Below are 22,696 nucleotides of genomic sequence, written 5' to 3' on the forward strand. Positions count from 1 at the left end.
AAGGCGGAAACCGCCCTCATTGCACCGCCGGAGGCTTCAGAAGGTGCAAAAGCCTTTCTACCGTGAGGTCCTCGATATCGAGGAATGAATCGTCTTCCCCGATATTCTGGGCCGCCGGGTCGGGCACTGGCTGCTCTGCCCCTCGCGGCTCGGGCGGCGGCAGAGCGCGGCGCTCTATTTCCGAGCCATCCGGGTCCGGCGCCTCCAGCGGAGGAACCTGGATCGGGCCGACCGCACCGGGCGTAGGCTGCTCCTCTGGCCGCGCGGGCGCTGCTTCTTCGGCCCGGCGCCTTGCCTCCTCCGCCTCGCGCTCCTGCCGTTCGCGCTCTTCGGCAGCCCTGCGCGCCCGCTCCGCCTCCCGTTCGAGGCGCACACGCTCGGCCTCTTGGGCGCGGCGGGCAGCTTCGGCCGCCTCGCGTTCGGCAGCACGCGCAGTGAAATAGCGCATTTCACGGCGCAGACGCTGACGTTCGAGCAGCACGGCCTGCATATGTTCGACGCGCGCCTGCTCCAGCTCCAGGGCGCGCTGGGTGAGAAACCGGGTAAGCGGGTCCGTATCGAGCACGGGCCGGCTCTCTCCCAAAGGTCCGCGCAAGGAGAAGCGGATCATCGGCTCGGAGCCTGACACGGACTCCGCCCCGGCATCATAGGTGATGGAGCCGCTCGCCGAAACGGTGCGCTCTTTAAGGTTGGCTGCAGCCTCAACGCTCATTCGGGCGCCATCGCTTTCCAGATGCACCGGCGCCATCCGCGCCACACCATCAGCGAGGGTGAAGGCGAATTTTATATCGCCCGCAGGATAGCTTCCCCGTCGCACCAGTGCGGGGGCGAAGGCGGCTACGCTCTCAGCGTCAATCTCTACACCGAGCTTGTCCGCTTCCGCGATAATGGGAGCAAGCGCCCTCCTGTCGAAACCAGAAATGACGAGGTTTTCCAAGGCGGCCGAGCCGGAGCCGGACAACGCCGCCGTCATGGCGTCCACCGACTTGCCAGCCGACGTGACGCTGGCGCTGACATCCGCAAGGCCCGAAAGCCCGCCGCCCGGCAGTAATCGTTCAAGCGGCACGCCATTTAGCGAAAACTGGGCAGCAAGCAGGCCGGTTCCGGCATCGTTGCGCAGCTCGGCAAGCCCTTCGAGCACTCCGCCAAGGTAATGCGCGGAGAGATCGGAAATGGCCATCCCCTCCGGCCCAAGCCGGACGTGAAAGCGCGCATCCTCGGCTGTGGCCGCGTTTCCGATCCACACCTTTCCGGCGGAAAGCTCGACGTTCGCGGAAAACGGCGCCGTCACGTCCTGCCGGAAGGGCGCCTGCGGCCAAGGTCCGCCGCCCGCCTCGAAAGCGGCGGGCCCCAGGACCATCTCAATCCCCGGGCGAAAATCAAGTCCGCCAAGCGCCAGAGAGCCCGTGAGATGGGGCAGGCCGTCGCGCAGGGAACCTTTGAGGTCGCCACTAACATCGCTTCCCGCCACCTGCCCGGCAAGGCCTCTCATGGAGAGAACGCCTTCGCGATAGTCCAGCGCTGCCGAAAGCTCCACCGGCAGGCCGTAGCCAAATCCCGGCAATGAAACACCCGCCGCGGCAAGCCAGGGTTCCAGATCCTCAGCTTCAATCTGCGCCTGGCCCACGGCGGCGAACCCTTCGCTGCCAGGCTTGATCGTGCCCGTGAAGCTGGCCTGGAGACCCTGTCCCCTGACGCGGAACATGCTCTCCAAACCCTCCGCCGGTGTGCCGGTCGCGGAAAATTCCACATCCACCGCGCCGGCGAGCCCGAGCGGCAGCGCGGGCAGGCCCGCGAGAGCGTAGAGAGTCGCGGCCTCCTGGTTACGCGCGGCAAGCTGGATGGAAACCTGCCCTTCCTCGACCGGCATCTCGCTGCTCGATAGCGAAAGGCTGAAGCCAGTTCCTCCAGCAAGGCCCCGGGCACTCACGGAAAGCCCCGGTGTCCCCTCCCCGTCTGCAGCCGCACTCGCGATGATATCGATCTCGCTGTCGGCGAGGAGGCCCGGATACTGGCTGGCGTGCCGGTTGAGCGTGGTGAGGAGACGGTTGCCGGGGAAGCGCTGCGCCAGAAGCTCTACGAGCGGCGCAAGATCGACCGCCACGACCGTGGCATCCACCTGCCCTGTCGGCTCTCCGCCTAGCCCGGCTAAATTGCCGGTGGCGCTGATATTCGCGTCGGCAAGGCCGGTGAGGGTCAAGCGGTCGATCTCAAGCCGCCCTTCCCGCAGGCGCAAGGCCGTGTCCACCCGCTCCGCCGTCAGTCCCTCGACCGAGACGGGGCCGGCCACGATCTCCAGATTCACGTCATGATCGGCAAGCCGGTTGCGGCCTGCATCGTCTACGAACAGCGAGGCGAAGGCGCGCATGCCTTCCACGTCCAATTTGCTGCCGTTGAGCTCCAGCAGCAGCGATGGCCGGGCGCCTGCTGGGCTCTGCCGGTCGATGGCGCCGGTAAAGCGGGCATCACCCAAGATCAGCTCGAGATTCTGGAAGCGCTGCCGCTCGTCGGTCAGCGTCACATCGGCGCTGAAACCGGCGGCGGGCAGCCGGCGGATTGCCTCGTCCACATCTCGGGCAAGCCAGGCGGCAAAGCCCGAAGGCTGCTTGACGGCGAGAAGCATATGCCCTTCGAAGGAAAGCCCCTCGCCTGTTGCCAGCAAGCCGTCACCCTCGAAGCGGGTGCGGCCCGGCAGCGTGGCCGCCAGCGATTCGATATTCCAACCCTCCGCCACCGGCCGCGCCCGCAGGTGAATGTCGCGAACCGTGGTGTCGCCCGCGACGATAGCCGGCAGATCGACGGCTATCGTGCCGGGAATGGAGGGCTTCGGCAAACCGGCGATGAAGCGTGTCAGAGCCTGAAGCCTCTCATCCGCCGAGAGACCCGACATGATGCCACCCTCACCCTCCACCGCATCCAGCCGGATCTGCGCGCCATCGGCTTCGATAAGGAATGAGGGTTCGGCACCGAGCTCCACCAGCGCGTGGCCTTCGGCAACATAGGGATCTTCCGGAGAACCCGTTTCGAAGCGGAATTCATCGACTCTGAGGCGCTGGTGATCGAGTGCGAAACGGCCTGAAAGGCGGTTGCCGGCCTCGACGATCGTTCGCTCCTCACCCATCCCGGCGGCATCAATTGTCAGCAGGCGAAAGGTGCCGTCATAAAGCCCCGCCTCTCCCTCGAACCGCGCCTGACCATCCGTTTCCAGAAGAAAGGGATAGTGGTCGGGCTGAACGGTAATCCGAACCCGCATGTCTCCTTCCTCGCTCGCGGTTCCAGTGGCGGAGGCAAGGTTGACGGGAATGCCGTTGACCGTCAGCGTTCCGTCCACGCGCCAGGGGCCGGCCAGACTGCGCGCGGAAACTCTTGTGTCAATGTCGCCAAGCGTGACGATGCGACCGCTCGCTCGCTGATGTATCCTGATCGTTCCGTCGCTGATCGTCAGGTTTTCAAGCGTGACCTGCCGTGGATCGAACGGGGTGGACGGCCGAACGGCCCAATCGATGCGCCCATCCTCGCCGATCTCGATGTTCATGCTCGGCCTAATGAGCCGCATGTCGAAGATCAACAATTCGCCGGAAAGAAATGGCGCCAGCTCCGCGTCCATGGAGAATTCCTCCACGGTCATCGCAGGCTCGCCAGGCGCAGCGCCGGCCACCACCACATCTGTGAAGGTGACGGACGGGAATGGAAGCAGCCGGGCGCGCGCCGTTCCCTCCACTCGCACGTCGCGGCCCAGAATGCGGCCGGCCTCACGCTCGAAGGCGGCGCGGTAAGATGTCCAGTCGATAAAATAGGGCGCGACCAGCGCCGCCGTGAGCGCCAGCACCACCAGGCTACCGATGAAGACGAACAGCCGCGCCAGGGTCTATCTTCCTTTCTTGCCCAAACAGAACGACGACACCAGGTCCGATCCGCAGAGACTGGCTACCCCCCAGTCATATCGAAGATCTTGCCGGGATTCATGATGTTCAGCGGGTCGAGCGCCTGCTTTATCGAGCGCATCACCTCCACACCGGCACCGTGCTCGGTCTCCAGATACCGCATCTTGCCCTGACCGATACCATGCTCGCCCGTGCACGTCCCGCCCATGGACAGTGCGCGCATGTTCAGGCGCGAGACGAAACTCTCCGCACGCCGGACTTCGTCGCGATTGTCCATATCCATAAGCACCGCGACGTGAAAATTGCCGTCGCCGACATGGCCGACGATGGGCGCGATGAGGCCGGTTTCGGCGATATCGGCCTCGGTCTCCACGATGCAATCGGCCAGACGGGAGATCGGCACGCAGACATCCGTGGCGAGCACCTTGCAGCCCGGCCGCAGGGTGACGGTCGACCAGTGGAAATCATGCCTCGCCTTCCAGAGCCTCTGCCGCTCCTCGGCGGCGCTTGCCCAATCGAGGCGGCCGCCGGAAAATTCCGCGGCGATCTCGCCGAACATCTGCGCCTGCTCGGCAACGCCCGCCTCGGTGCCGTGAAACTCCACAAAAAGGCAGGGGCCTTCCGGAAACGCCGTCTTGGAATAGCGGTTGATGGCCTGCACGCCGAGCGTGTTCACCAGTTCAATGCGTGCGATTGGAATGCCCATTTGGATGATCATGATCACAGCGTTGCAGGCCGCCTCCACGCTCGGGAACGGGCAGACGCCGCTGGAAATCGCCTGAGGAATGCCGTGAAGCCTGAGCGTGATGGCCGTGATGACGCCGAGCGTGCCTTCCGATCCCACGAAGAGCCGCGTCAGGTCGTATCCGGCAGAGGTCTTGCGCGCGCGTCTGGCTGTCGTGATCTTCCTTCCATCCGCTAGCACGACATCGAGCGACAGAACGTTCTCACGCATGGTGCCGTAGCGCACGGCGTTGGTGCCCGAGGCCCGCGTTGCGGTCATGCCGCCCAGCGTGGCGTTCGCGCCGGGATCGATCGGGAAGAAAAGGCCCGTATCGCGCAGATACTGGTTCAGTTCCTCCCGCGTGATGCCGGGTTCCACGGTGCAATCCAGATCCTCCCGGTTGACGGCGAGCACGCGCTTCATGCGCGACATGTCAAAGCAGATGCCGCCTCGCGGGGCGTTCACATGGCCTTCCAGCGACGTACCGACGCCGAAGGGAATGATCGGAACGCGGTGCTCCGCGCAAATCCGCACCGCCTCCTGCACCTCCTCGGTGCTTTCGGGAAACAGCACGCCGTCCGGCGGCTGGTTCGGAATATAGGTGGTGGTGTGGGCGTGCTGCTCCCTCAAGGCCATGCCCGTCTGCAGCCTCTCACCGAAGCGGGCGGACAGCCGCTCCAGCGCGGCCGCTATCCGGTTATCGTTCCGCTCCGCCACCATGGCCATGCCTCATCCTCCGCAACTCGTTTCTCGGCTCTTGAGATCACGAGGGCCTTCCGGTTAATCCCGCTCCAGCATATCGCAGCCTTGCTCACCTGCGGCAAGCGCAACAACAGGCGAAAGGTCATGGAGCCGATCGGCGCCCCGCATATTTCACGAATCTTCGATATTGAGGAGGAGTGGATCGATTATAACGGCCACCTCAACATGGCCTACTACACCGTTCTGTTCGATCGCGCGTCCGACGAGGTCTCGGAGCGGCTCGGCATGGGGCCTGCCTATGCAAAGGCCCGGAGGCTGACCACCTACACGGCCGAAATCCACATCTGCTATGTGCGGGAACTCCATCTTTCCGATCGTGTGACGGCCACTTGGCAGCTTCTCGACCACGATGAGAAGCGTCTGCATGCCTTTCAGGAGCTGCGCCATGTGGACGGCTGGCTCGCGGCCACATGCGAGAGCCTGACGCTGCATGTGGATATGGGCGGGCCGAAGGTGACGCCCTTTCCGCCTGACGTGGCGGCCCGCATCGATAACGTCGCCAAAGCCCATGCGGCCCTTCCGCGGCCGGAGCGGGCGGGCCGCACCGTCGGCATCCGCCGTAGAACGTAACGTCGCCTTAGCCAAGCATCGTTCAGCCTTGACCGGATCAAGGATTTGTTAACCCTAACGATCTTTGCACAACTAAGCGCCCCTCCCCTTCCTTGATGCGGCCCGGCCGCGCTCCAGAATACTTCTGTACCGCTTGACGATTCGCGGCGGGGTCCGGCGTTACGGGGAGATATCCTTGAAGGTCGACGTGGAGCAGATGTCGCAGAGGCTGGCGCGAGACCCGAACATCAGCGACTATGATTTCTGGCGCGCCCTGAAATCCCTGGAAGACGAGCTTTACCAGATCAGGAACAGACGGCGGCCAATCCCGATTGACCTTATTTTCGCCCGCGCCATCCTGCGCCGCGCTCAGGAGACGCGGCGCAGGGCGTGACGAGCGCTCAGGCAAGCTTTTCCTTCAGGAAATCCACCGTGCGCCGCCAGGCGAGATCGGCGGCTTCCTTATTGTAGCGCGCTTCGGACGTGTCGTTGTTGAACGCGTGGTTGACGCCCTCATACATGTGGATGGTGTATTCCTTGCCGGCCGCTTCCAGCGCCTCGCGAAAAGCATGGATGCCGGCATTGATGCGCTCATCGAGGCCCGCATAGTGAAGCAGAAGCGGCGCCTCGATCTGCTCCACCTCCTCCGGGTCCGGCTGAGCGCCGTAATAGGCGACCGCCGCGTCGAGCTCCGGAGCGTTCACCGCCAGGCTGTTAACCATGCCGCCGCCCCAGCAGAAGCCGATCGCGCCCACCTTGCCGTTGGTGCCCTCCAGCCCCTTCAGATAGGCGATGGTGGCTACGCCGTTTGCGATGGTCTGCCCCCGGTCGAGCTCACCGAACATCGAGCGCGCCTCGTCCTCATCTTCCGGCGTACCGCCAAGCGGCGAAAGAAAGTCAGGCGCGAGCGCGACAAATCCCTCGAGCGCCATCCGCCGCGCCACGTCGCGGATATGGGGATTGAGCCCTCGATTCTCATGGATCACGATGACGGCGGGCAGCGACCCCTGCATCTCCGCAGGGCGCACAAAATAGCCGCGCATCTCGCTCTCGTTGCCCGGATAGGTGATGTCCTCGGCGCTGAGCCGCGCGTCATCCTCCGGCACCATGGCCGCACGAGCCGAATTGGCCGCCAGCATCGGCGCAATGGCTGCGGCGGCCGCGCTGGACCCCGCGAGCTTTGTCAGCTTATCCATGAAGGCGCGACGATCGAGCGTGAGGTGCGTGTATTCGTCATAGGCGTCGATCATCGCCTGGGTGATTTGCGTTTGCGGCATGGTCTTCTTCCCTCCTCCTGGCCGGCATCCATATCCTCGGTTCCCCTCCGCCGCAGCGAGAATAGGAAGTGCCGCAAAACGGTCCAATCAAGGCTGTTCAATGCCGCGTGAAACCGGCCTTGGCCTGGGGAGCACAAACCGGTACAAAAGGAAAACGCTTGGGCTCAGTGCCCCGAATCACCATATGCGGAACTGATGTCAGGTTTTCCGGACGATTTGCCGTTCTTTGGCGATGATGAAGCGCCGCGGGCTACGCCGCGTGCCGGCGGCATTGCCGCGCGCGCCATGGCGGCACGGCAGGCGCCGCGCTATCTTGAAGGGCTCAACCCTGAGCAGCGGCTTGCCGTCGAGACTACGGAAGGGCCGGTGCTTGTCCTGGCCGGCGCGGGCACGGGCAAAACGCGCGTGCTGACGACCCGCATCGCCCACATCCTGGCCACGGGAAAGGCTTTTCCCTCCCAGATTCTCGCCGTCACCTTCACCAATAAGGCCGCGCGCGAGATGAAGACGCGCGTGGAAATCCTCGTTGGCCAAGCGGTCGAGGGCATGCCCTGGCTTGGCACGTTCCACTCCATCGGCGTGAAAATTCTGCGCCGCCATGCCGAGCTGATCGGGCTTTCCTCCTCCTTCACCATTCTGGATACGGATGATCAGGTTCGCCTGATGAAGCAGCTCATCCAGGCGGAGGGCATCGATGACAAGCGCTGGCCCGCACGCCAGTTCGCCATGATGGTGGACGGGTGGAAGAACAAGGGGCTTGCACCTGCCGATATACCCGAGGGCGATTCCCGCGCCTTTGCCGGCGGCCGCGGGCGCGCGCTCTATGCGGCCTATCAGGAGCGGCTCAAGACGCTCAATGCCGTTGATTTCGGCGATCTGCTCATGCATCCGATCCGCATTTTCCGCGAGTATCCGGATGTGCTAGCCGACTACCACCGGAAGTTCCGCTACATCCTGGTGGATGAGTACCAGGACACCAACACCGCGCAGTATTTGTGGCTGAGGCTTCTTGCGCAAAGGCCGCGCCGCTCCGCCCCGGAGGGCGCAGGCGCCGAAGAAAGGAGCGCTCCAGTCAACATCTGCTGCGTGGGCGATGACGATCAGTCGATCTACGGCTGGCGCGGCGCGGAGGTGGACAACATCCTGCGCTTCGAGAAGGACTTTCCCGGCGCCAAGGTCATCCGGCTGGAGCGCAACTACCGCTCCACCGCCCACATCCTCGGCGCGGCCTCCCACCTCATCGCGCACAACGAGGGGCGGCTGGGCAAGACGCTGTACACGGAGCATGTCGATCCGGACGACGTCAAGGTCAAGGTGCACGCCGCCTGGGATTCGGAAGAGGAAGCCCGGGCCGTCGGCGAGGAGATCGAGGCGCTTCAGGCCAAGGGCCATGCGCTCAACGACATGGCGATCCTGGTGCGCGCCTCCTTCCAGATGCGCGAATTCGAGGATCGCTTCGTTACGCTCGGGCTCAACTATCGCGTCATCGGCGGCCCCCGCTTCTACGAGCGGCAGGAAATACGGGACGCACTCGCCTATTTCCGCGTGGTGGCGCAAGGCGCGGACGATCTTGCGTTCGAGCGCATCGTGAACGTGCCCAAGCGGGGGCTCGGCGAAGCGGCGGTGCGCCAGATCCACGATGTGGCACGTTTGCGAAATACATCCCTGCTCCAGGCCGCGCGCGATCTTGTCGGAACCGAGGAGATGAAGCCCAAGCAGCGCTCTGCGCTGCGCAATCTCGTGGAAAGCTTCGAGCGCTGGCAGGGCATGCTCGACCGCACGCCGCATACGGAGCTTGCCGAACTCATCCTGGAGGAGTCCGGCTATATCGATATGTGGAAGAACGACCGCTCGGCCGAGGCGCCTGGGCGGCTCGAAAACCTCAAGGAGCTGATTCGCTCCATGGAGGAATATGAAAGCCTGCGCGGCTTTCTGGAGCATGTCGCTCTCGTGATGGATGCCGAGCGCGACGAGGAGCTCGATGCCGTCAACCTCATGACGCTGCACTCGGCCAAGGGTCTGGAATTCGACACTGTGTTCCTGCCCGGCTGGGAGGAAGGCCTCTTCCCGCATCAGCGCTCGCTCGACGAGGGCGGACGTGCGGGCCTCGAGGAGGAGCGGCGCCTCGCCTATGTGGGGCTGACGCGCGCCAAGAAGAACCTGCACATCTGGTTCGCCTCCAACCGCCGCATCCATGGGCTGTGGCAGTCAACCATCCCGTCACGCTTTCTGGACGAATTGCCCGAAGCGCATGTGGAGGTGGTCGAGGAGGCCAGCGCCTATGGAGGATACGGCCGGCCGCTTGGCCACCGGCAGCCCGGGCGGCCCAATCCGTACGGCCCGTCACGCTTCGACGAAGCGGGCGATGTCTTTTCCAGCAGCTATGCCACGCCCGGCTGGCAGCGCGCGCAGAAGAACCGCACGGACGCTACTGCAAGGAACTGGGGTACGCGCTCCGGCCATCAGGTGGAGCGGATCGGCTATGGCGAGCCCGATTCCGGCTATGGCGCGGGACGCGGATCCGTAAAGGGCCGCACCATCGAGGGCGAACTGGTGGCCAAATCCGTCTCCGACCAGCCCTCGCCCTTCAAAGTGGGCGAGCGCGTCTTCCATCTGAAATTCGGCAACGGAAATATCGCCGCCATAGATGGCAACAAGCTTACCATCAATTTCGACAAGGCCGGACAGAAGCGCGTGCTCGACGGCTTCGTCGAGCGGGTATAGCGGCACTCTCTCTCGTCATCCCAGAGCCGTGAAGCGGCTATCTGGGACCCAGCAATGCCATCTCCGCCGTTGCTCTGGATGCTGGCTCTCGCTACGCTCCGCGGGGTGACGGTGGGCGCAGAGCCCCTTTATTTCTGCAATCCTGAGACGGCCTATACCGCGTGCGCGAGGCGGACAAATTCTTCCACCGAAAGCGTTTCGGCGCGGCGCGTGCCGTCAATGCCTGCGCGCGCGAGCAGGGCTTCCCCGCCCAGAGATTTGAGGCTCTGCCGCAGCATCTTGCGCCGCTGGCCGAAGGCCGCTTCCGTTACCCGGGCCAGCGTTTGTCCATCCACCGCATGCGGCTTTTCGCGCGGCACAAGATGAACAACCGAGGAGGTGACCTTGGGCGGCGGCGTGAATGCCCGAGGCGGAACATCGAACAGGATCGCCGCTTCCGTGCGCCAGCCTGCAAGTACGGAAAGCCGGCCATAGGCTCCGTCCCCCGGTTGCGCGATGATGCGCTCAGCCACCTCACGCTGGAACATCAGCGTCATGGAGGTGTAGAAAGGTGGCCAGTGCTCCGATGTGAGCCAACGCACCAACAGTTCGGTGCCGATGTTGTAAGGCAGGTTGGCGACGATCTTCACCGCATCGGCATCTCCAGCCAGCGCGGGAAAGTCCGTCTTCAGCGCATCACCTTCTACGATCTGAAGCCGTCCGGGATAATGCGCGGCGATCTCCTCCAGCGCGCCTATGCAGCGCTGGTCTCTTTCGATGGCGATTACGCGCTCGGCACCCTCCAGAAGAAGCGCGCGCGTAAGCCCTCCTGGTCCGGGCCCGACCTCTACTACGGTCACGCCGTCAAGGCGGCCCGCCGCGCGCGCGATGCGCCGCGTCAGATTGAGATCAAGCAGAAAATTCTGCCCGAGCGCCTTTTTTGCGATGAGACCATGCCGCCGGATCACCTCGCCCAGCGGCGGAAGCCCGTCCACACTCATGAAGCAGTCCGGGCAACATTGTCGGCAAGCCGCCGCGCAAGCTTGATCGCTTCCATCAGGCTTTGCGGCCGGGCGACGCCCTTCCCGGCAATATCGAAGGCCGTGCCGTGGTCCGGCGAGGTGCGGATGAATGGCAGGCCGAGGGTGACGTTCACCGTCTCATCGAAGGCCAGCGTCTTCACCGGGATCAGTGCCTGATCGTGATACATGCAAAGTGCAGCGTCATAGGCGCTGCGCGCCGCCTTGTGGAAAAGGGTATCGGCAGGGAGCGGACCGAAGGCATTGATCGCTTCCGCGCGCAGCGTCTCAATCGCGGGCTTGATGATCTCGATGTCTTCCCTGCCCATCGAGCCTTCTTCGCCCGCATGCGGATTGAGCCCCGAGACCGCAATCCTCGGGGCGGCAATCCCGAAGCGCTCGACAAGATCGCGCGCAACGATCCGTCCCTTCTCCTCGATCATCTCGCGTGTGAGGCTCCCCGGCACCTCGGCAAGTGCCTGATGCACCGTCACAGGCACTGTGCGTAGATCGGGACCTGTGAGCATCATGACCGGGATCACGGTTTTTCCCGTGTGGCCTTTCGCAAGATGCCCGAGAAATTCGGTGTGACCCGGAAAGGAGAAACCGGCGTCATAAAGCACTTTCTTGGCGATCGGACATGTGACCAGTGCGGCGGCGCGGCCGGCAACGACATCCTCCACCCCGCGCCTGATCGCTTCGATCACGCCTGCGGCATTCGCCTGCGCCGGAGCGCCGGGGGCATCAACAAGCCAGTTTTCAAGCGGCACCACGGGCAGCGCCGCATCAAATCGTGCTGCTGCTTCGGCGGGTGTAGTCTCCACTATGGGAATGTTGAGTCCAAGCCGTCCTGCCCTGGCAGCAAGCAGCGCCGCGTCTCCAAGCACGTAGAAAGCCGGGAGCGCGGCCGCTTTCCGCATACGCCAGGCCGCGATGATGACTTCCGGCCCGATACCCGAAGGCTCACCGATGGACACCGCCAGAGTTGGCATACGTCAGAGCCGCGGTCTAGCGCCGGTGAATACGGGCTTTCTGGCGCAGCTCCGCCGTGTATTCCTCCGACAGGTTCTGATACGATGAGTCTCCCGATTCCTGGCTCTGGAAGACCAGCTTGGCCACGTGATCGTCGGACACCTCGCGCGCGCTGCACACGCCGATGAATTCGACGCCGCGATCCGTCTCCCGCACCGGGGTAGCTTCCCCCGGGCGCGTCTTCGTTATGTAATCCTTCCAATCCGGCGGCAGCTCCGGTGCCAGCACGCGCCCAAGATCCTTCACCGTCACGTCGATAAGGCCCTTGGCGAACTCGACCGTGCTTTCGCAGCCGTTGAAGCGGTCGCGCATTGCCTGAGCCTCGCGCTTTCGCTTGGCCAGAAGCTGCCCGCGCTGGCCGGAAGGGACAACGAAAATCACCTGCTGCAGCAAATATTCGGTGGCAGTTGGCTTCTGCCCGCCCTGCTGCAGCATCCTGCGGACGACCTCCGCCTCGCTCAGCGTTTCCACCCTGCTGTTGCGTGCCTGCAGCACGCGTGACCAGCCCATCTGCGTGCGGATGAACTCCTTGAAATGTTCCTTGGTCACGCCGGATTGGGCTAGGATCTGATCGAGCTGGGCGACAGAAAGCTGGTTGGACGAAGCGAAGTTGGCATAGGACTGGTCGACCTGAGCATCGGTAATATTGATACCGAGGCGCGCCATCTCCTGCCGCCGCAGCACCTGGTCGATCATCTCCTGCGCCGCAAGTTCGTTGATATTGCCGCTGCGCCGCATCAGCCGCAACAGCGCCGCACGCCGCTCGATATCGTAGCTCGTCACCGGCCGGTCGTTGACGACGTAGCGGATCTGCGTAGCCATAGCAGGCACGGCCGTGACCGCAACAGCTCCAAGCGACAGGGCGGCCGCCAGCGCCAGCATCGCCGTTGAAACGCGCATTCTCCGCGCCAGCATCGTATCAGTCTTCCTCGTCATGCATGCTCATGCGGCCATATAGCCTTAGCCTGACGCTAATTCTATCATAAGTTCCGGCGGCAAAACTGTGACAAGGCTACCTGTCGCCAAAGAGCGCCCCCGAGCTACTACCGAAATCACCGAGCGTGCGCAGCGAGATGTTGAAGCCGAAACTTTGCTTGGTTTCGCCTCCCGCTGTGCGCTGCTGCGAGAACGACATCAGATAGGTGAAGCATTCATCATCATAGGCGAAGCCGAAGGTGTTCCGCACCAGGGTCTCACTCTCGATGTCGTAGGTCGCCGACGCAAATCCGCGCCAGTTCTCGTTGAAGCGCAGGGATGCCTGCGCGCCGACCTCCTGGCGGTCGTTACCGAAGCCGTATTCGGGCTGGCTCTGGATGTAGGCATAGTGCACGTTGGTACTGACCGGCCCAACCGCCCCGCCTGCCCTCACCTCGCCGCGACGCAGCTCGAACGTCTTCTCATCGAAGCGGCCGGCGGCCGAGACCGCAAGTCCGCCAGGGCTCACGATACCAAACAGACCGACAAAGTCGGAGACGTCCGATTCAAGACCGGAATAGGCGCCTACATTGACGAGATCAGACGAAGCGAAGGAATTCTCACCCGCCAGATGGTAGGATTGGCCAAAGATGCCATGCGCCGTCCATCCGCCGGCAAAGTTGCCGGAATAGCGGATGCCCAGATTGGCCCGTGTTCCGCCCTCGATGCGGTCGTAGCCTGAGAACTTGTCGCGCTCGAACAGAGTGGTGGCGTCGAAGACCAGCGACTGCGCGTCCTCATTAGGGATGCCGACCCGCCCGTGATAGGGCTCGTCCGGGCGGGCGAAGATCTGGGCCATCGGCTCCAGCACATGAGACGAGGAAGCCATGGAGAACAGGACCGGCCAGCGCGCTTCCAGCCCGGCGGTCGCCATTGAGCGATAATATGAGGAGCGGATATCCGCCGCGCCGGGAGCGAAGGCTTCGACCTGCGTGACCGCCCCTGCCGAAAGATTCGAATAGATGGCGTCGCCGCGGGCATGCAGAATGGGCGTTATGACGAGACCCGCGCTGGTGACGAACGAACGGCGCCACTCCGCCTCTGCCGTCAGGCGACCTGACTCGCCCTCCAGCCCCTGCAGCTTATCTCCGCCGCCATACATTCCCTCTTCGCGATAGAGCGACTGCGCATTGACATCGATGTCCAGCTCCCCGCCGGCGACAGCCGCATCGGGCGTGTAGGTGTAGTCGAGGACCGGCAGCACCCAAGGCTGCTTGTCGTTGCGGGCCGCAGAGCTTGAATCCAGCACGCTTTCCTGCACCCGGAAGTGGTAGCCCCTGAGATCGAAATAGTTGCGGTCGTTGAGCCCGGTCAGGTACGCCTGAGAAGTCTGCACCGCACCGGAATAGCCCTCGATGGCGTAGGTGCGGGCAAAATTCTTGTCCGTCTGGGCCATCACGTCCCAGCCGACCTTCCACCGCGGATTGATGTCGAATTCGCCTCTCGAAGCAATCATTCCGCGCGTGGTTTCGTGGCTGTCCACCTCGTTGGCAGCCCATTCCTGCGGGTTCTGCTGCTCAATGCCGGCGATACGGAGATTGTAAGACCCGTTGTTGAACTGCTGCCGCCATTCCGCCTCGCCCAAGAAGCCCTGCTTGGTATAGCCGGTGACCGCCACGGTCAGATCATAGGTGGGCGAAAGCGCGAGATAATAGGGAACGGTCAGCCCGAAGCCGAGTTCACTGCCGCCCTTGATGCTGGGCATGAGGAGGCCGGACTTGCGCTTCACCGTGGGGTCGGCGATTTCGAACACAGGAAGCCACGCGAGCGGCAGGCCGAACATCTCGAACCGGGCATTTTCAAAGCGCACGGTCTTCGCCTGCCCGTCCCAGATGACCTTCCTTGCCTTGATCTGCCACAGAGGTGGCCTGTTGGGCTTTTCCTCGCAGGGCTCGCAGGCAGTGTAGACAGCCCTATTGAAGGTCGTCAGCCGACCAGCGGTGCGCTCCGCGTTTTCGGCGGCGAAATAGGTGTCCTCCACCGTTTCCACGCGCAGCGCCTGTACGAAGCCTTCGCTGAAGTCATCCGTGACGTCGATTTGGTCGGCAAGGATGCGATTGCCGTCCCGCTCGACGATTTCCACATGGCCGCTGGCGACCACCCGTGAGGTGTCGCGATGATAGGTGACTCGCTGGGCCACCAGCCGATTACCGTCATACTCGATCTGCACGCCGCCTACGGCTGTAACCGTGTTCTGATCCTGATCGTAGACAAGCGTGTCCGCGACGAGCAGCATCTGCGCGTCGGGATCGATATCCTCCTGATCGAACTGGGCGGAGGCCGGAAAAGCCCACGCCGCAAGCGCAAGCAGAGCCACGCCTGCCTTCGCGCGCAACCGCTGCAAGCGGGCGGTTCGGCGATGTTTTTCAGCCGCTCCCCCCACTAGCCATCCTCCTTGAATAAAAGGAATGTCACCCCAAAGAACATAGCCACCAATACCGGGGTCCATGCTGCCGCAATGGGAGGCACGAACCCTGCACTGCCGAATGCTCGAACAAGAACGGAGACCACATAAAGCAGAAAGCCGGCAAACACGCCACCCAAAATCACCGTCGCGGATTGCCCCATCCTCGTAAATCGCATGGAGACCGTCGCCGCGATCAGCGTCAGCGCGATGAGCAGCGGCGGCAAGGTCAATAGCGAATGGAACTGCATCGCGAAAGCATTGGCGCTGAGCCCCAGAGCGTGCGCCGCCTCGATCATGCCCGGCAACGCAAACACCGAAACCGATTCGGGCTGGGTGAGCTGCTGGCCGACCAGTTCGGGCCTCAGCCCGGTAGGCACCCGCATCGTCTCGATGTTCTCGGGCGGGTTGCGGCCCTGCCTCCTTACGACGTCCAAGAGCTCCCAATAACCGTCGCGCAGTTCGGCCCGAGCGGCATCCAGCCTCTCGGCCACGCGCTCCTCCCGGATGACCAGGAATACAGGTCGTATGAGAACTGTCCCGCCCTCAAGCGCCGCCTCCGCGCCGATGATCGTCTCGCCCTCGTCGCTTCGCTGTTTGATCCAATGCTGACTCTGACCTTCCGCAGCCGTTCTTGCGCCGCGTACTTCGGCCTCGACCGCCTGGGCGGTGGAGAAGGCGCGGGCCGCGATCGGGTTCAGCACGACGACTGCCAGAAGTCCAAGAATGAAGGCCCCGAACGCGATCGGCGTGAGAAACTGCCATGCCGAAATGCCGGCCGCGCGCGCGACAACCAGCTCGTATTTGCGGTTGAGGCTGATAAGGGTAATGATGGCCGCTACCAGCCCGATAAAGGGCACGGCCTGAAGCATAATGAAGGGAAGCTGCAGGGCGGCCAGAGAGAGCGCCCAACGCACCGAATAGCCCTCCAGCTCACTTGACCGGCCGGCAATTTCCGTGAAGCTCACGATAAAGACGAGCGCGGCCACGCCGATGAAATTCCACGCGGTGATTCCCGCGTAGCGGCGGAAGAAATAGCGGCCAAGAGTCGGGCCGATCATGCGCGCCCTCCCGAAGCCAAAAACCGCGCCCGCAGCCGCACGAGACGCTCAGATACGACCTGCAGGTGCGAGAGGAGTCGCTCCGTCCAGTGCGCTGGCAGTTCCATGACCCGGTTGGTCGCGATGAAGCCGATGCACATCAGAATCATGCCGATCGGTACGGCGTAGAGCACGAAAGCAAAGATGGGTTTCGTCTCCGCCTCGTTTCCCGCATAGAAGCCGGCCCAGCGCACCAGAAGACCGATCGTCATGGTCGTAATCATCGGATGGATACGCGCCTCGCGGAAGGAGCGCGCATCGCCCGCCACCGCAATGCCGATAAGTGCGAAAACGATCGGATAGAGCCATTCCGAAAGGCGCATGTGCAGCTCGGCACGGTAGCTCTGCGGCTTGTGTGCAAAGAAACTGTCGTTGGGGTCCGGATTTATGAGCTCCGGCAGATAGCGATCCTTCGGATACAGAACGGGCGTACCGCTTCCATTGGTGAACTCGGAGAGGTCGAAAGCATAGGCATCGAACCGGATCACCGAAATCTCGCCGTGCGCCGTCTGGCGATGCACCTCGCCCTCCTGTAGGATAAGCACACTACCCTGCTCCCGCTCCAAGGCAGCACCCCGCCGGGCGTGATAAACGAGCTTCAACTCGGGATCGCGGCTGTCCGCCACGAAGATGCCGCCGAGCAGGCCGTCGGGCAGCCTTTTCGATACCTGCACGAAGAGGCTGTCATCCACCTCGTGGAATGTGCCTTCCGAAAGCACGGTTGTGATCAGGTTAGCATTGGCGCGCGCCAGGATCTGCCGCATGGTCTGGCGCGCATAGGGCTCAAGCAGATTGTTGATCGCGAACGCGGCGACGCTGGCCGCAACGGCAACGATCAGAATCGGCCGGATCACCGTCGTGCGGGGAGATCCGGCCGCGTTGATCACAACCAACTCCGAATCCGCGTTCATGGTCGCGAGCGTCTGGGCCACCGCGATGCCGATGACGAACGGCATGATGACGGGGAGGACGGCCGGCAGAGCCAGAAGCGCCACGGTGAAGAAGGTGGCGGCCGATTGCCCGCTGCTTGTTACCAGATCGATGCGGTTGAGAACCTGCGTGGTCCAGACGATGAGGACGAGCCAGGAGAGGGAGGCGGCGAAGATCGCCAGCGTCCGCCGCAGAATATAGAGCTCGATCACCTTCATCGCCGGGTATGTTCCTCGCGTTGATGGCCACTATTGGGCGTGCCGGCGCAAGGAGCGGCAGGAACGTCCCCGCGCGAATTTGATGCAAACAGGCCTAAGGAAGCGGAAAGGAACGCGGTTAACAAGAGCTTGCCGCCACATTCGGGCGCCTCTGCCGCCTGCTTTCCGAAGAAAAGGCGCCGCCCGGCCTCTTGCCAATTCATTCAAAACCGCCAAGATCGCGACCGCCTCTTTCTTGCGACAACAGGACATCCCATGACCGAGAAACCGACCGTCACCTTTGCAAAATTTGCTGCGCCGAAGAAAGGCAGTGTGATCGTCCTCGTGCCGGAAGGGGGGAAACTGGGCGAGCCCGCGGCGGCTTGCGATCCGGCTGACATTCTTCCGAAGATATTCGCGACGACTGACTTCAACGGCAAGCTCGCCGCCAGCGTCGAGGCGCTTGCCCCGCAGGGCACGGCCTATGACCGGCTCACCGCCGTCGGCACCGGCAAGGTGGACGGTCTTAACGAGGAAGCGTGGCTGAAGATTGGCGGCGCGGCAGCGGCGGCCGCCAAGAACGCCACCGAGGTGACGCTCGTGGCCGACGTCGCGGGCGCCGAAATTGCAGCCGCCGACATTGCCTCGATCGGTCTCGGTATCCTGCTGCGTTCCTATGTCTTCGACAAGTACAAGACCAAGAAGGAGGAAAACGGGGCGAAGCAGCCCAGCAGGGGTAAGGCGGTCAGGTTCACCATCCAGTGCGCCGATCCGGCGGCGGCGCGGAAAGCATTCGCGGACGCCGAAGCGGTCGCTGACGGCGTCTATCTGGCGCGCGACCTGGTCAACGAACCGGCCAATGTGCTGGGTCCGGTGGAATTCGCTGAAAAGGTGCGCGAGCTCGAAGAACTCGGCGTCAAGGTCGATATCCTGACCGAGAAGGAATTGCAGAAGCTCGGCATGCGTGCCCTCCTTGGCGTCGCGCAAGGCTCCGTGCGCCCGCCGCGGGTCGCCATCATGCGCTGGAGCGGTGGCAAGGTGAGGGAAAAGCCGGTAGCCTTCGTCGGAAAGGGCGTCGTCTTCGATACCGGCGGTATCTCGATCAAGCCGGCCGCCAATATGGAGGATATGAAGGGCGACATGGCGGGTGCCGCCGCCGTGGTCGGTCTCATGCGCGCACTGGCAGCGCGCAAGGCCAAGGCGAATATCGTCGGCATGATCGGGCTGGTCGAGAACATGCCCGACGGCAATGCACAGCGCCCGGGCGACATCGTCACTTCCATGTCGGGACAGACGATCGAGATCATCAACACCGATGCGGAGGGCCGGCTGGTGCTGGCGGACCTGCTCTGGCACTGCAAGGAGCAGTTCAAGCCGCAATTCATCGTCAATCTGGCCACTCTGACCGGTGCCATCCTGATCGCCCTGGGCAATGCCTATGCAGGTCTTTTCTCCAATGACGACCAGCTCGCCGAACGGCTTGCGGAGGCGGGCAACGCCACCGGGGAAAAGGTCTGGCGTATGCCGCTCGGCCCGGAATACGACAAGCTGATCGACACCAAGAACGCCGACATGAAAAATACCGGCGGACGCAATGCGGGCTCGATCACGGCGGCCCAGTTTCTGAAGCGCTTCGTGGGCGAGACGCCCTGGGCTCATTTGGACGTGGCAGGAACCGCGATGGCTTCGCCATCGAGCGAGATCAACCAGTCCTGGGCCTCCGGCTTTGGCGTGCGCCTGCTCGACCGGCTAGTAGCCAATCACTACGAGGGGTGATCGCCCTTTGGAAGTCCTCTTCTACCATCTGACCGAGTCGACGCTCGAAGAGGCACTGCCTCCCCTGGTGGAGAAATGCCTCGAACGAGGCTGGCGGGTCGGAATCCAGACGGTGAGCGAGGAACGCCGCGACGCGCTCGATGCGCGGCTGTGGACCTTCCGCGACGACGCCTTCGTGCCACACGGAACGGACCGGGAGCCGCACGCTGCCGAACAGCCTGTGCTGCTTACCACCACCGCCGCCAACCCGAACGGGGCGACGGTGCGTTTCCTCGTGGAGGGCGCCGCGCCCGAAGGACTCAATGGCTACGAGCGCGCGGTCTTCCTGTTCGACGGTCACGATACAATGCAGCTCGAGGCTGCCCGCGAGCACTGGAAAGCCATGAAGGCCGCCGGCCATGACGTGACCTATTGGCAGCAGGGGCCGGACCGACGGTGGCAGAAGAAGGCGTGATGCCAGCCTGAAAGCTTCGAGCCCCGCTCGCCCAGCGTCCGCACCCAGCCGTTACGGCGGTCTATTCGATCTCTTCCTTGAGCAGGCCGGCAACGAAATCTTCAAGCCCCGTTCGGCGCTCCCGGCGCAGGCGTTCAGCCGCCACGATGGCGCGCACCGACTCGAAAGCGCGGTTCAGATCGTCATTGACGATGACATAGTCGTAGTCGCGCCATTGCTCGATCTCATGGCGCGCATTCTTAAGCCGCTTTTCTATGATCTCGGCCGTATCCTCCGCGCGCCTCGTAAGCCGCGCCAGCAATTCCTTCATGGTTGGCGGCAGTATGAAGACTGAGACGATGTCGTCCGGCATCTTCTCGCGCAGCTGCGCAGCCCCCTGCCAATCGATGTCGAACAGCATGTCGCGGCCTTGGGCGACCGCCTCCCCCACCGGTTTGCGCGGCGTGCCGTAATAGTTTCCGTGCACTTCCGCCCATTCCAACAGTTCGCCACTGTCGCGCAGCATCTCGAACTCGCGCATGGTCTTGAAATGATAGTGCACCCCTTCAATCTCGCTGGAGCGGCGGGGCCGGGTCGTTACGCTCACGGAGAGCTGGAATGCCTCGTCATGCTCGAGGATGCTGCGCGCGATGGTGGATTTGCCCGCGCCCGACGGAGAAGAGAGCACGAGCATGATCCCCTTGCGGCGGATATTGGCGGACGGGGACGCGGACGGCATTTCTACTCCAGATTCTGTAGCTGCTCGCGGAACCGGTCGATGGCGGCCTTCAGCTCCAGGCCGATCGCCGTGATCGAGGAGGCGTTGGACTTGGAGCAGAGCGTATTCGCTTCCCGGTTAAACTCCTGTGCAAGGAAATCAAGCTTGCGGCCGACCGGGCCGCCAGCGGCGAGCAGCGCGCGGGCGGAGGCGACATGCGTTTTAAGCCGGTCGATCTCCTCGCGGATATCGGCCTTGGTAGCAAGGAATGCCGCCTCCTGGTAGAGCCGTGCTTCGTCGAGCTCCGGGGCGGCATCCATCAGCTGGCGAAGCTGCTCCTTAAGACGCGCGCGAATGCTGGAAAGTTCGCGTGAGGGATCCGCTTCCGCCTGAAGCGTGAGGGCCTCGATTTCGGCAAGTTGCCCCTCGAGAATAGTACCGAGCGATGCCCCCTCGGCCTGCCGCGCGGCGGCCAGTTCCTCCAGCGCCCTGTCCAGCGCGGCAAGGGCCAGAGCATCCAGCCGTTCGCGTGTTTCCTCGTCGGCCGTTGCATCTGGCGCCTCCAGAACACCGCGCAGCGCAAGCAGCCCATCGGCGCGCGCTGGAGCCGCGCCGTGCTCCTCGTGGAGCCGGCGGGCAAGCTGCGCGAGCTGGAACAGAAATTCCTCGTCCACCACGGGACGGCGAAGGTCTGCTTCGCGTGTGATGGTCAGGCTTGCCTGAATGTTCCCGCGCGAGAAGCGCTGGGCGATACGCTGCTTGACCGGCTGTTCGAGCCGCTCGTGTCCCGGCGGAAGCCGCAGGCGCGCCTCTAGCCCCCGTCCGTTGACCGAACGCAACTCCCAGTACACCGTCGCCGCCTCGTCTTCGAGCGAGGCGCGGGCAAAGCCCGTCATACTCTCAAGCGCCATGCCTTCCCCCGCCGCGCTGTCCCGCCGCAGAGCCGTGCTGCTTCGTCAGTCGTCCAATTCCTGACCGATTGCGTTTTCCGTATCGGCAGCCTCGGCTGCCGCCTGTGCCGCCCTTTCCCGCTCGATTCTACGCCAGCGCGCTACGTTTTCATTGTGCTCAGCCAGAGTGGAGGCAAATACGTGGCCGCCATTGCCGTCAGCCACGAAATAGAGCTCGTCGGTGCGCGAGGGATTGGCGACCGCCTCCAGTGACGCCCGGCCCGGAATGGCGATCGGCGTGGGCGGGAGACCGTCGACCAGATAGGTGTTGTAGGGCGTTTTCTTCTCCAAGTCCGACCGATATATCGGCCGGCCCGCCGGCTTTCCCTCGCCGCCGAACAGGCCGTAGATCACCGTGGGATCGGACTGCAGGCGCATGCCGCGCTCCAGCCGATTAAGGAAAACGGCGGCCACGCGGGAGCGCTCGTCGGCCCTGCCTGTCTCCTTTTCGACGATCGAAGCCAGCGTGACGAATTCGTTGATGTCCTTCAGCGGAAGGTCCTCAGCGCGCCGCTCCCAGATCTCCCTCACCAGCTCTTCCTGCTGCGCCGCCAGCCGCTCGACCACCTCCTTGCGCGACAGGCCGCGCGTGAAGCGCAGCGTATCGGCGGCGAGGCTTCCCTCCGGCGGCAGTTCCTCCGGCAGTTCGCCCGACAGTTCCTCGGTCTCCGCAATGCGCTTGAACACCTGGGCTACCGTCAGCCCCTCGGGGATGGTAAGCGAGTAAAGGACCGACTTGCCGCTTTCCAGAAGCTCCATGATATCGCGCATGGAGGCCCCGGCCTTGATCTCGTACTCGCCCGCCTTCAGCCGGCCATCGGCGCGATGGATGCGCACGCCGAGACGGAAAATCCGCGCGTCGCTGATCAGTCCGCGCCGCTCCAGCGTCTCCGCAATCTCGCGCACGCTCGTTTCGGGCGGGATCATGACCGTCTCGGTGGTTGTGGAGGGACCCGGAGCGTCGAAAGCCACCTTGCCTGCATAGAAACCGATTCCGGCGACCACCAGAAGAAAAACAATCGAGGAGACCACGAAATTGAGGAACACCACGAACTGGTTGCGCGACTGGCGGGAGCGCTTTGGCGGTGGCGGCGTGCCCAGCTCGGGACGAAGCGTCTCACGCGCCGACCTGGCCAGAATGGGCCGCCCCGGCTGCTCCGTCGATCTGCTCAACTCACCCGAATCCCCGCTCATCGTCTCCTTATTCTCCTGCGTCGTCTCCGGCCATCAAAGACGCAGACTGCGGCACAATCACGTCAAGGC

At 63.6% G+C, this 22,696-nt stretch carries 17 protein-coding genes; 5 read left to right on the plus strand and 12 right to left on the minus strand.

The window, feature by feature from the left end; genetic code table 11:
* Nucleotides 1–16 precede the first annotated feature (16 nt).
* Nucleotides 17–3,865, minus strand: coding sequence for an AsmA family protein (locus NYR54_RS11210; RefSeq protein WP_341484302.1), 3,849 nt, complete (start codon nt 3,863–3,865; stop codon nt 17–19).
* Between the two features lie 62 nt (nt 3,866–3,927).
* Nucleotides 3,928–5,334: an FAD-binding oxidoreductase gene (locus tag NYR54_RS11215; RefSeq protein WP_261515740.1), complete on the minus strand. Its 1,407-nt coding sequence runs from the start codon at nt 5,332–5,334 to the stop codon at nt 3,928–3,930.
* A gap of 120 nt (nt 5,335–5,454) precedes the next feature.
* On the opposite strand from NYR54_RS11215, the gene NYR54_RS11220 reads away from it, so the two are divergent.
* The gene (locus tag NYR54_RS11220; protein WP_261515741.1) at nt 5,455–5,940 is read left to right on the plus strand and encodes a thioesterase family protein; all 486 of its coding nucleotides are present in this window, start codon (nt 5,455–5,457) and stop codon (nt 5,938–5,940) included.
* Nucleotides 5,941–6,115: 175 nt separating this feature from the next.
* A complete protein-coding gene (locus NYR54_RS11225; RefSeq protein WP_261515742.1) occupies nt 6,116–6,313 on the plus strand; it encodes a hypothetical protein in 198 nt (65 codons plus the stop codon).
* 7 nt (nt 6,314–6,320) lie between these two features.
* Here NYR54_RS11225 and NYR54_RS11230 read toward each other — a convergent pair whose 3' ends face one another.
* Entirely contained in the window at nt 6,321–7,196 is an 876-nt protein-coding gene (locus NYR54_RS11230; protein ID WP_261515743.1) for a dienelactone hydrolase family protein, read from the minus strand.
* 195 nt (nt 7,197–7,391) lie between these two features.
* Here NYR54_RS11230 and NYR54_RS11235 point away from each other — a divergent pair, with 195 nt between their 5' ends.
* On the plus strand, nt 7,392–9,920 hold the full coding sequence (locus NYR54_RS11235; protein ID WP_261515744.1) for an ATP-dependent helicase: 2,529 nt from the start codon (nt 7,392–7,394) through the stop codon (nt 9,918–9,920).
* A gap of 152 nt (nt 9,921–10,072) precedes the next feature.
* Here the strand turns inward: NYR54_RS11235 and rsmA are convergent, their stop codons facing one another.
* The 6 genes from rsmA to lptF form a co-directional block, all read right to left on the minus strand.
* Nucleotides 10,073–10,900 carry a 16S rRNA (adenine(1518)-N(6)/adenine(1519)-N(6))-dimethyltransferase RsmA gene (gene rsmA / locus NYR54_RS11240; protein ID WP_261515745.1) on the minus strand — a complete coding sequence of 276 codons (828 nt, stop codon included), beginning with the start codon at nt 10,898–10,900 and terminating at the stop codon, nt 10,073–10,075.
* Nucleotides 10,897–11,910 carry a 4-hydroxythreonine-4-phosphate dehydrogenase PdxA gene (gene pdxA / locus NYR54_RS11245; RefSeq protein WP_261515746.1) on the minus strand — a complete coding sequence of 338 codons (1,014 nt, stop codon included), beginning with the start codon at nt 11,908–11,910 and terminating at the stop codon, nt 10,897–10,899. The genes rsmA and pdxA overlap by 4 nt, the downstream gene beginning before the upstream one ends.
* A 16-nt stretch (nt 11,911–11,926) precedes the next feature.
* Complete coding sequence (locus tag NYR54_RS11250) at nt 11,927–12,886, minus strand: peptidylprolyl isomerase (protein ID WP_261515747.1); 960 nt, start codon at nt 12,884–12,886, stop codon at nt 11,927–11,929.
* Nucleotides 12,887–12,962: 76 nt separating this feature from the next.
* The gene (locus NYR54_RS11255) at nt 12,963–15,308 is read right to left on the minus strand and encodes an LPS-assembly protein LptD (RefSeq protein WP_423738606.1); all 2,346 of its coding nucleotides are present in this window, start codon (nt 15,306–15,308) and stop codon (nt 12,963–12,965) included.
* Nucleotides 15,308–16,390, minus strand: a complete 1,083-nt coding sequence (lptG, locus tag NYR54_RS11260; protein ID WP_261515749.1) for an LPS export ABC transporter permease LptG — start codon at nt 16,388–16,390, stop codon at nt 15,308–15,310. Before lptG ends, NYR54_RS11255 begins: the two co-directional genes overlap by 1 nt.
* Entirely contained in the window at nt 16,387–17,577 is a 1,191-nt protein-coding gene (gene lptF / locus NYR54_RS11265) for an LPS export ABC transporter permease LptF (RefSeq protein ID WP_261515750.1), read from the minus strand. Before lptF ends, lptG begins: the two co-directional genes overlap by 4 nt.
* Before the next feature lie 255 nt (nt 17,578–17,832).
* Between lptF and NYR54_RS11270 the strand changes: the two genes are divergently transcribed.
* Both NYR54_RS11270 and NYR54_RS11275 read left to right on the plus strand, forming a co-directional pair.
* Nucleotides 17,833–19,332, plus strand: coding sequence for a leucyl aminopeptidase (locus tag NYR54_RS11270; protein WP_261515751.1), 1,500 nt, complete (start codon nt 17,833–17,835; stop codon nt 19,330–19,332).
* 7 nt (nt 19,333–19,339) lie between these two features.
* Entirely contained in the window at nt 19,340–19,786 is a 447-nt protein-coding gene (locus NYR54_RS11275; RefSeq protein WP_261515752.1) for a DNA polymerase III subunit chi, read from the plus strand.
* Nucleotides 19,787–19,847: 61 nt separating this feature from the next.
* On the opposite strand, the gene gmk is transcribed toward NYR54_RS11275, so the two are convergent.
* From gmk to mltG, 3 genes are read right to left on the minus strand one after another with little or no spacing between them, the layout of a single operon-like run.
* Entirely contained in the window at nt 19,848–20,504 is a 657-nt protein-coding gene (gene gmk, locus NYR54_RS11280; RefSeq protein WP_261515753.1) for a guanylate kinase, read from the minus strand.
* Between the two features lie 2 nt (nt 20,505–20,506).
* The gene (locus tag NYR54_RS11285) at nt 20,507–21,394 is read right to left on the minus strand and encodes a YicC/YloC family endoribonuclease (RefSeq protein WP_261515754.1); all 888 of its coding nucleotides are present in this window, start codon (nt 21,392–21,394) and stop codon (nt 20,507–20,509) included.
* Between the two features lie 45 nt (nt 21,395–21,439).
* A complete protein-coding gene (gene mltG / locus NYR54_RS11290; RefSeq protein WP_261515755.1) occupies nt 21,440–22,627 on the minus strand; it encodes an endolytic transglycosylase MltG in 1,188 nt (395 codons plus the stop codon).
* Between the last annotated feature and the right edge of the window lie 69 nt (nt 22,628–22,696).

It is taken from the genome of Chelativorans petroleitrophicus, assembly GCF_025398195.1.
GTDB lineage: Bacteria > Pseudomonadota > Alphaproteobacteria > Rhizobiales > Rhizobiaceae > Chelativorans > Chelativorans petroleitrophicus.